This is a genomic window from Methanospirillum hungatei (assembly GCF_020216685.1).
GTDB classification, from domain to species: domain Archaea; phylum Halobacteriota; class Methanomicrobia; order Methanomicrobiales; family Methanospirillaceae; genus Methanospirillum; species Methanospirillum hungatei_B.
Window position 1 is genome coordinate 1 of sequence record NZ_JAIWNS010000055.1, and the last position, 10,000, is coordinate 10,000.

10 protein-coding genes and 1 pseudogene are annotated in these 10,000 nt (G+C 45.0%); 2 read left to right on the forward strand and 9 right to left on the reverse strand.

Features of this window, described 5'->3' with window-relative positions:
• Both LDL35_RS02990 and LDL35_RS02995 read right to left on the reverse strand, forming a co-directional pair.
• Window positions 1-654, reverse strand: a pseudogene (locus LDL35_RS02990) (phosphopyruvate hydratase); the annotation flags it as partial.
• An 11-nt stretch (window positions 655-665) separates the two neighbouring features.
• The gene (locus LDL35_RS02995; protein WP_304019350.1) at window positions 666-1,355 is read right to left on the reverse strand and encodes a hypothetical protein; all 690 of its coding nucleotides are present in this window, start codon (window positions 1,353-1,355) and stop codon (window positions 666-668) included.
• An 82-nt stretch (window positions 1,356-1,437) separates the two neighbouring features.
• Between LDL35_RS02995 and LDL35_RS03000 the strand changes: the two genes are divergently transcribed.
• A complete protein-coding gene (locus LDL35_RS03000) occupies window positions 1,438-2,337 on the forward strand; it encodes a DNA glycosylase (RefSeq protein WP_304019352.1) in 900 nt (299 codons plus the stop codon).
• Here the strand turns inward: LDL35_RS03000 and LDL35_RS03005 are convergent.
• From LDL35_RS03005 to LDL35_RS03025, 5 genes are all read right to left on the reverse strand, one after another.
• Window positions 2,312-3,487: an inorganic phosphate transporter gene (locus tag LDL35_RS03005; protein ID WP_304019354.1), complete on the reverse strand. Its 1,176-nt coding sequence runs from the start codon at window positions 3,485-3,487 to the stop codon at window positions 2,312-2,314. The two genes, LDL35_RS03000 and LDL35_RS03005, sit on opposite strands and share 26 nt — an antisense overlap.
• 5 nt (window positions 3,488-3,492) lie before the next feature.
• Complete coding sequence (locus LDL35_RS03010) at window positions 3,493-4,122, reverse strand: DUF47 domain-containing protein (protein WP_304019355.1); 630 nt, start codon at window positions 4,120-4,122, stop codon at window positions 3,493-3,495.
• A gap of 48 nt (window positions 4,123-4,170) precedes the next feature.
• On the reverse strand, window positions 4,171-5,376 hold the full coding sequence (locus tag LDL35_RS03015; protein ID WP_304019357.1) for an inorganic phosphate transporter: 1,206 nt from the start codon (window positions 5,374-5,376) through the stop codon (window positions 4,171-4,173).
• Between the two features lie 3 nt (window positions 5,377-5,379).
• A complete protein-coding gene (locus LDL35_RS03020) occupies window positions 5,380-6,012 on the reverse strand; it encodes a DUF47 domain-containing protein (RefSeq protein WP_304019358.1) in 633 nt (210 codons plus the stop codon).
• Window positions 6,013-6,086: 74 nt separating this feature from the next.
• Entirely contained in the window at window positions 6,087-6,566 is a 480-nt protein-coding gene (locus LDL35_RS03025) for a hypothetical protein (RefSeq protein ID WP_304019360.1), read from the reverse strand.
• A gap of 227 nt (window positions 6,567-6,793) precedes the next feature.
• On the opposite strand from LDL35_RS03025, the gene LDL35_RS03030 reads away from it, so the two are divergent.
• Window positions 6,794-8,473 carry a response regulator gene (locus LDL35_RS03030; protein WP_304019362.1) on the forward strand — a complete coding sequence of 560 codons (1,680 nt, stop codon included), beginning with the start codon at window positions 6,794-6,796 and terminating at the stop codon, window positions 8,471-8,473.
• On the opposite strand, the gene tpiA is transcribed toward LDL35_RS03030, so the two are convergent.
• Together tpiA and LDL35_RS03040 are read right to left on the reverse strand one after the other, a co-directional pair.
• The gene (tpiA, locus tag LDL35_RS03035; RefSeq protein ID WP_304019363.1) at window positions 8,474-9,157 is read right to left on the reverse strand and encodes a triose-phosphate isomerase; all 684 of its coding nucleotides are present in this window, start codon (window positions 9,155-9,157) and stop codon (window positions 8,474-8,476) included. It abuts the gene before it with no gap.
• 78 nt (window positions 9,158-9,235) lie between these two features.
• Window positions 9,236-10,000 (reverse strand): U32 family peptidase (locus tag LDL35_RS03040; RefSeq protein WP_304019365.1); only part of this gene is annotated, 765 nt, incomplete at its 5' end.

The window sequence follows — 10,000 nt, forward strand, 5'->3', positions numbered from 1 at the left end:
AAGAGGAATCCGGTTTGATGAGACTTTGGGAGCAAAGCCTCCCTCATCCCCGACACCAGTTGAGAGGCCTCGTTTTTTCAGGATGGTTTTTAAAGAATGATAGACCTCACATCCCCATCTGACAGCTTCAGGAAAATCAGGAGCTCCGACCGGAGCGATCATATACTCCTGGAAATCAGCTCCCTGCCAGTTTGCATGAGCACCCCCGTTTAAAATATTCATATAGGGAACCGGAAGAAGATATGTCCGGTCTGCAAGGTGTTCATATAATGGAACCTGTAATGCCTGGGAAGCAGCACGGGCTACCGCCATGGAAACCGGGAGGAGCGCATTTGTGCCAAGACGGCCTTTGTTATCCGTTCCATCCAATGAGATCAACTGGTTGTCTATAGCTGGCTGATCGGTGCTGTCCATCCCCATCAGGGATTTGCGAATTTCAGTATTGATAGCCTCTACCGCTTTCTTAACACCTTTCCCAAGAAAGCGCGAATCCCCATCACGCTTTTCTATTGCTTCATGTGTTCCGGTCGACGCTCCGGAGGGGCATGCTGCCCGCCCAAAATACCCCCCGACCAGAGTAACATCTGCTTCAACAGCGGGATTACCCCGTGAATCAATGATCTCTCTTCCAAAAACCCTCTCTATCTGAACCATAGGATTTCCTTTCATGCCCCAATGCTTGCAAGGCTGCAGGATTCTGTCACATATACCCAGTATGAACGGGTTGGCTCCAGCATCCGTGAATCAGCCTGCTCATTTGATCCACCATTGACGATGGTTACCTCAAACTGCTGGATAGCAGGGTCCCATCCGATAACCTCTGTCCAGGTATTTCTTATAGAAAGTAATGAATCACGTGCTGATGCCGGAGTATTTCCAGTAAATCCAAACATGTTCCATCCGGCAGTCATATCCTTTACCGGGGGTACCTGCAGGGGATCATCTGAAAAACGAAGGGGAACGCTATGTGGAGTAGTGGAGTAAACCCAGTACCCTTCAAGCGGGAGAATCTTATCATCAGCCGTCAGATCATTCCATCCTCCATCCTTCTGATTATAGGTCCAGATACTATGACCGGCAGAGTCAAGACCGGTAAAAATAGAAGCAGTATTTGCATCATTTGCCAGACGTCGTGGGACGGATACAAAATTCCATCCGGCAACCAGGTTTATTGATCCATTTAGATAGTCGGATACTACCTGATCACCTGACCCTGAAAGAACAGGTGTCTCTTCACCTGTAACAGTTTCTTCCCCTGATACTGAAAAGCTGCATAAAAATAAAAAAATGCAGAGTATACCGAATCGTGATAATCTGGTCATAACGTCCATTCCTGCTTTTCCAATATAAAGCATTTCTGTGTAACTGTATTTCACTTTGTCGTCATGAGATCGTCATGAGATATTCTCTTCACATCAGGCATACAAATGCTCTTTTGTGAAATCCCTGACACTCTCAAAGTCACAACTTCCTTTCGATCTTAATCTCTCACTCTCCTGCGGGCAGATATTTGGATGGAAGAGAACGAGGAATACATGGAAAGGAGTTCATAATGGAAACATCGTAACAATCAGACAGAAGGGTACTCTCATCGAATATGATGGGTTGACAAAGCCGGATGTCATCCGGTTTTTAGGGATATCTGATCCCGTCTCTGATATTATCAAATCCATCAGAGAGCATATCATCGCATACAAAGGTTCACCAGATCATTTTTTTGAAACCATGCATAGCAAGTCACAAGGACTTCGGATACTCAGACAACATCCCTGGGAATGTCTGGTGAGTTTCATCTGTTCGGCAAACTCGAATGTCAGCACTATCGGGAAACGAATCAACCTCATTCTTGGGCGATATGGCACCTCATGCACATTTTATGAAAACACGTTTCCGGATCCAGCAGTACTTTCTCAATGCAAGGAGCCAGAGCTACGGGAATGTCTGACAGGATACCGGGCACCATACCTGATAAAAACTGCTCAATATATTCATGAGCATCCTGACTTCTTTCAGCAGGTCAGAAAAATGAATTACCATCAGGCAAAAGACATGTTGATGATTTTACCCGGAGTCGGACCGAAAGTTGCAGACTGTGTTTTACTCTTTGCATTTGAACATCTGAACGCAGTCCCGGTTGACATCCGGATACGGAAGATAATAGAAGACCAATACGCCAGTCTTATCCACACCGATAAGAGCGGAAAACTCTCTTATGACACTATTGGCGGATTCTGCAGAGAGTACTTTGGTCCGTATGCCGGATATGCCCAGCAGTATCTCTTTGCTACCCGAGATTTGGAAAAGGAAGAGGTTACCAAATCTGCTGAATTACCATGAATACACAATAAGCGCACGTTGCAGTCAGGGGTATCGTAACAATCCATGCCGTGACAATCTGCCTGACAATAGACCACTGAACTGCTGAACTTCCCTGCGTTGCACCAACCCCCATGATACAGCCGCTGATTGCATGAGTGCTGGACACCGGAACACCAAACAGCGTGACAAATAAAAGAACAAAACCTCCGCCTGCTTCTGCACAAAAGCCCTGGTACGGACGCAGATGAGTAATCCGCTTCGCCATTGTCCTGACGATCTTCCATCCTCCAGTCAGGGTTCCCAGTGATATTGCCGCACTGGACATGAAGATTACCCAGAGAGGAACATAAAAGTCACTCAGTACCCCTGCTGTAACCAGCATAGCAGTAATTATACCCATTGCATGCTGGGCGTCATTACTCCCATGACCGATACTATAAAAAGAAGCAGATACGATCTGCAGTTTATTAAATATTTTATTCATTACCTGCTGGTCTGCATTCCGGCATAACCTGATAACCAGACATCCGAAGATGAACGCTCCTGCAAATCCCAATGATGGTGAGATGACAATGAAGAGAATGATTCCCAAAAGGCCGCTGATTGGAAGAATATGAAACATAATACATAGGGGAATGGAGAACACAAAACCAAAAAATCCTCCTATCTTCAGATAATGAGTACGGTCTGGCTCATGTTTTAACCTGGCAATTCCTGCCAGAAAGACTGCCCCGATAAGTGCTCCTATAAACCCGAAAAGAATTACTCCTCCGATCAACGGCAATGAGGGAAGGATGACAACACTCATCCCTCCATAGGCAACCGCAGTTCCAATCAGACCACCAACCATCGCATGGGTGGATGATATCGGAATCCCGATATATGCAGTCGCATAAATCCAGAAAGATGCAACGAGAATACCGACGATAATCACCTCAAGAGTGAGCCACTCAGGTGCCACAATCCCTTTCCCAATCGTCTTTGCAATAGCCGTGGTAAAGAACAACGGGCCAATAAGATTAAAAAAGGCTGCCAGACAAACTGCCTGCAGGGGGGTCAGGACACGGGTTGCGACAATGGTAGAGATGGAATTTGCCGCATCATGAAGACCATTTAAAAAATTAAAAAGGAGAGCGATAGCAATGCCAATGATGAGGATGCTTTCCATACTGATCACGAATGCCTGATACTGATATCCGAAAGGACGTTCGCAACATCTTCACATTTGTCAGTAGCAGTTTCCAGACACTCATAAATGTCCTTTAATTTTATCGTGGTCATGGGATCTTCCATGGCAAACAGCCGCTGTATTGCATGAGATAACAGATCATCTGCCATGTTCTCAAGCCGGTTAATTTCAATACCACAACTTTCCAGTGGATTACTGTTCCTGAAAGAACGAATTCCCTTCACCCCGCATTGCAGCTGGACTGTTGACAGTCTGATAAGCTGGGCAAAGTTCTGCATCGTCCTGTCATAGTCCTTGATCCCATAAATGAGAAGTTTCTCAGCCGAATCATCAATATAGTCCAGAACATCATCAAGTGCCGATGCAAGTCTTGATATCTCCAATGGATCAAGCGGAGTGATAAATGTGCGATTTAAATGTTCGTATATTTCATGGGTAATTAAATCGCCCTTATGTTCCAGTTCTTTAATCTCTTTATAGGTTGATTCAGGATCAGTCTTTGTTGTGACCATCTGCTCCAGTTTTTCGGCCGCCTGGACTACAATTCCGGCCATTTGCTCAAAAAGGTCAAAAAATACTTTATCCTGTGGAATCAACCATTCCTTAATCCCCACAGTAATCGGAACAAATAACCCTTACATACGTAAAAAGACACCGGTCTGTCAGCTGACAATATCAAGGAAAGTCAAACCTGCCTGTAATAAAAAAGAATACGCAAGATAAAATAAAGCTGAAGCAGCAACTGCAAGCGGAAACGTAACAATCCATGCTGTAATAATATCCCTGACAACCTTCCAGTCAACGGCATTTTTCCCCCTGGTTGCACCGACCCCCACGATTGAACCACTGATGATATGGGTGGAAGAGGTAGGAATACCAGTTATTGTCAGGGCAGATATGACAAGTCCCCCGGCAATGGAAGCGCAAAACCCCTGGTACGGCCGAATCCGGGTTATCCCTTTTGCCATCTTCGTAATCACATTCCATCCTCCAAAGACCGTCCCGACACCGAGGGCAAAAGCAGATGCAGCCATCACCCAGAACGGAGCAGAGAACTCATCCGAGAGACCACCTACGATGAATAATGCTGCAATAATTCCTACCGCATGAAGTCCGTCGTTTGCACCCTGACCAATTGCCTGGGCCCCGCAGGTCAGCACCTGAAGGGGAAAGAAGATTTTATTTCTGGTACTCTGCCTTGAAAACCGGAAGATATAGGAGACTAAAATATCAAGGAAAAAACCAACAAGAAACCCAATGGTCGGGGATATTACAATAAATATGAAAATCGCGAGAAGTCCGCTTACTTGAAGAATACCAATAGCCATAAGAGAGACCACCATAAGAGAAAAACCACCGACGGCCCCAGCGACAGCGCCAAGTCTGACCGGTCCCTTGAGCATCCAGAAGACGATTGAGAGATAGACCCCTCCACAGAGTGCTCCGACAAAACCAGTCATGGCAACAGACTGAAGCATCAGGAGAGACGGCCATATTACTGTGGAAAAGCCAAATGCAGCGATTGATGAACCAACCATACAGCCAATGAGAGTATGACTTGATGATACAGGAAATCCTTTCGCCGTTAAAATGCCTAACAGGAGGACGCCACAAAAGAGTGCTACAACAAGCGTACCAGGAGTCACTGCTCCAGCCTTCACTACCCCTGTCCCGATAGTCTTTGCGATGGCAGTTGTTAGTAAAAAAGGTCCTGCAATATTGCAGACCGCTGCCAGAATGAGTGCATACAATGGTCGCAAGGCCCTGGTTGCAACTATCGTGGCTATCGAGTTTCCTGCATTATTGAGACCGTTGACAAAATTAAATAAGAGTGCAAGGAAAATCCCGATGATTATTATGAATTCCATGGTTCATGTATGACGGATGATAATCTCATTAAGCACATGCCCCACATCATTACATTCCTGCAATACCTCTTCGAGATTTTCATAAATATCCTTGAGCTTTATGAGGAGGATCGGATCCTGCATAGAGAATAGTTCAGTTACGGCAGTAGAGAGGAGATCACTGGATCGGTTATATACATGATTGATATTCTGACAGGAGTTTTTTATCTCACGAATCTCATTCCAGGACCCAAGCAGCCCCACACCTTCCCGAATTTCTGCGACAGATATGGAAATAAATTCGGCAAAGGTATTCAGATGGGGGTAGGTCCCGGACAACTGATAGTTGCATATCTGATGTGCAACCCAGTCGATGATATCGATCACATCATCCAGAGCTTTTGCAAGACGGTGAATTTCATCTGGTTCAAGAGGAGTGATGAGTGACTCCTCCAGTCTTGCAAAAATTTTTCTGAGCAGTTCATCAGATTCATGCTCAAGCTGATGTATCTTCTGACAGGTGATCCCCCTGTGCTGATCCAGATCAGAGATCAGTTCGGTCAGATGCGATGAGGCCTGAACTATCTTCTCTGATATTTCACGAAAAATTTCCAGAAAATATTGATCTTCCGGGAGAATGATATCCCGTATCCGCATATCTTCTGGTGATACCTGATATATTATATGATTACGCGTTCCATCAGGAATTTTAATCAAAATGGCCTGAAAAATCAGGTCATATTGCTCATTATTGCAAAAAATTCGTCTGCCGGAACGGTTGCGAGTGCTGGAAATGTTCTGTTCTGCACTGAATACCGCTGCATTACCTGATATTCTAGCCATGCGCCATACAATGAAAGGCGGGCAGTAATCCCGGAGATCTGTGCAGGATACTGGGGATCTGATCTGTTCAATTTAGGAATACGGTTCAGATTGATCAGTTCCGACTGGACTGTCCGGTTATATGCCTGCCTCAAATATGACAAATCCTGTGAAATATTATACGAGTACGTCTCATTCAGATTCTTCTTCAGACGAATATTTGCATATTCTACAGACAGATTCAGTACATCAGGGATGTCATACGTGACAGAGCCATCAACCCGTCCTTTGATCTCATATAAATCAGGAATCCAGTACTGGTTCATCATAAACAGAAATTCAGTGTCATTACTGGTATGATTCCCCGAGATACCGATATCCTCCCCCATACAGGGATATATATCCAGGAAAAAAATTGACAGAAATATGATGAACATATATGTCAGGCAAAAACGCATAATTATCTCCTATGAACCTCTATTGATCATTGAGTTTATCTCTGGAGACATTTGAAGGTATCAGCCCTGAAATCTTTTAATAAAATCCAGAATATGATAACCTGATACATGAAACCATTATGAAAGGGTATGAACAACAAATAAGGGCAGGTTAGTGAGTGAATTCTGAAGTCCGTGTACTCCATGTTGATGACGAGCCCGTCATATGTGATTTAACCAAGTTGAGCCTTGAAAAAGGTGGACGACTCAAAGTGGATGTGGCCTCTTCAGCTGAAGAAGCATTGGAGCTTATCAGGTCAGGTTCATATTCTTGTATCATTTCAGACTATGAAATGCCGATAATGAACGGGCTCGATTTTTTAAAAGCGGTGCGAAATATTGATCAGGACATCCCGTTCATCCTTTTTTCAGGAAGAGGGCGTGAGACAGTCATCATTGATGCCATAAATACCGGAGCAGATTTTTACATCCAAAAAGGCGGCGAACCAAAAGCACTCTTTGCCGAACTCAACCATAAAGTGGAGTATGCCATTCAACAGCGTAATACGCGCATAGCTCTGAAAAGAAGAGATAGCATTTTGGAAGCGGTCAGCCTGGTCGCGAATCTGTTTCTTGGTGGTGAAGCATTCGATAGGGCCCTGCAGGAAGCAATTACCCTATTTGGTCTTGCAACCGAAGTGGATACCGTCAGACTGTTCAAACTGAATTCAGATTCAGAAGACTCTGATACACATCACTCCATGAAAAATATTGCTTCATGGACAAGGATTACGATTCAGTCGGATGAATGGGAGCAATACCTAAGAACCAATAATATCCCGGTGGAAAAGGGACTCATCTCCCGCCTTGTCAGGGGCGAGACCCTCATCCTCAATGCATCAGAGATCCAGATGTATAATCCGCTTAAGGGTGGAGTAGGTGCAAAATCCATCGCCGTTTTTCCGGTTTTTGTTGATCAGAAAGTCTGGGGAGTCTTCTGGTTTGCCGATTACATGAGTGAGCGGACATGGACCGGTGTGGAGATTGATGCTCTGCTTGCCGCATCAGCCATGATAGGTTCTGCTATCCAGCAGGATCAGATGCGACGATCGCTTATCGCGACAAAGGAGGAGTACGCATCCATGTATGCCCTGATGAGACGGCTCTGTGATACGGTCCCTGACATTTTATGGGCAAAAGATATGGATGGTTCATTCCTCTTTGTAAACCAGGCAGGTTCTGACCTGCTCTGTGCAGAAAATACCAGTGATCCGGTTGGGAAAAGAGAAGAGGATTATCCCTGTGGACTCATTCATCATGGAATGCCAGAGTGCAGAAATGTGAGTCATCATGATATGAATGGGAGAATATCTCTCAAATCCGGATCAGAGGTCACTGAACTGGATATCATTACCGTCCCATTTGTCAATACTGAAGGAAAACCAATAGGAACTGTTACACTGGGCAGGGATATTACCAATTATTGTAAAATTGAGCAGGGTCTTCGAAGATCAGAGAAGAGATATGAAAATATCATCAGTGCCATCCACATCGGAGTGCTTGTCGTTTCAGGAGATGGGGTTATTAAAGAGATAAATCCCCGTGCCCTGGAATTACTGGATGCACGAAAAAGTGAGATAATTGGAACATCGCTCAGTAAAAACCGGATTCTCCGTGAGATGGAATTATCAGATGCAGTTCGTGAAGTGATAGCGACTGGAAATGGCATTTCATTCCTGACATCACGCTCAGTTACCAGAACATCTGAAGATCTGTACTGTATGGTAAGACTGCTGGTCCCGGAAAACGGAGGGGAAGCTGAGGTTCTTATTACTCTTGATCCCCATTACTCAGCATAATCAGAGAAGTGAAACAAGGTCGCGAAGAACTGCAGCAGGATCTTCAGCCTTAACCACACTAGATGCCAGCAGAACTCCATCCGTTCCAAGGTCAACTGCTGTCTTTACACATTTTCCTGAGTGGATTCCAGCACCGGTAAGGACTTTTACTGCAGGACTGATTTTTCTGACAACATCTACAGAGCCCGTAATAATTTCCGGATTTGCTTCGGAGACGGATATTTTTCCACCAATAAGTTCTGGTGGTTCAATTGCCACATAATCCGGATTCAGGGCAGCAAGAGCAGCAGTGGTTGCCACATTATTCGAGCAGACACATGAGAGAAGACCGGCACCTTTCAGGGCACTGACATTCTTTTCAATATCTGCAACATTCAGCCGGTATTCTGAGTGATTTACCAGTGATCCGATCGCTCCTGCAGATTTGATCGCAGCCAGAGGCATTCGGCCGGTATGGGCACCAGGATCAACCGGGTCTACATGCTGGGCAAAAACCGGAATATCATAATGGTGGTTTATGGGATGAATATCAGTATATAATGGTGCCAGTGCGATGGTAACACCTGATTCATCTATTACTTCCCGGGCGGCCCTTGCAATCCGATGAGCTCCGTTTCCGATTGATTCGGTATAACACTTCAGATTAACGAGGACGAGTGGTGTTTTCAATGACTGTTGTTTCATATGGCATTCATTCGTCGTTGGAATACTTATCAGTTAACAATTGTTCACGGGTGATGTACGAAATCGGGGTCTTATTGGTTATGGTTTTACACCAGAAAGACCCCTTTTGAACCCTGACCGGGTTACTCCTCCCCAGCTCATACTGATAATGGTATCTCTTATCTGCTGTACCTCTTCTTCTGTAAGATCAGCTATCATCCGTCTCCTCCATAACCGGGTCATTTCACCTGAATAGGTAGCACCCCGGCCGCGGGCGTCTATAATAAACCACCTGATTCCCATCTGATATAGTACCGAATATTCACCAATAAGGCTATGCTCAGATGAATTCATGATATGACTTCTCCCTGATTGCTCGCACCATACCGGGAATGAGTACTTCTTTTCATCCTGAAGAACGAGCCCGGTTCCTTTTTGATTGTGAGCATACGCACATACATGATCTTCTGTAACCGCAGCTTCAATGAGACCCTGACAACATAGAGCAATGAAAGGCCCGTTTCCGTTCCTGTATACCTGACAGATATCAGAGATCTCCTGTTCTGACAATTCAGGAGACAGGGTGCAGAATTCATACCGGTCACAGGCTTTCAGCGATGCAGTATTTGTCACCGGCAGACCATAGAAGGATGAAACCGAGCAATCAGGGTTACATTCCTGGATATATTCACCTATTCCAACTGAGTCGACGAGAAAATGATGGATACCAAAAGAGTCGAATTTTTTCAGATGAGTGGAGAAGAGAGCCAGGTCGTTCTGACGAATCACTCCGGGGACTACAATACCGATCCTATGAGCATGGTCTGACAATCCACACATTTCATCAGGAAAATCCTGCCAATC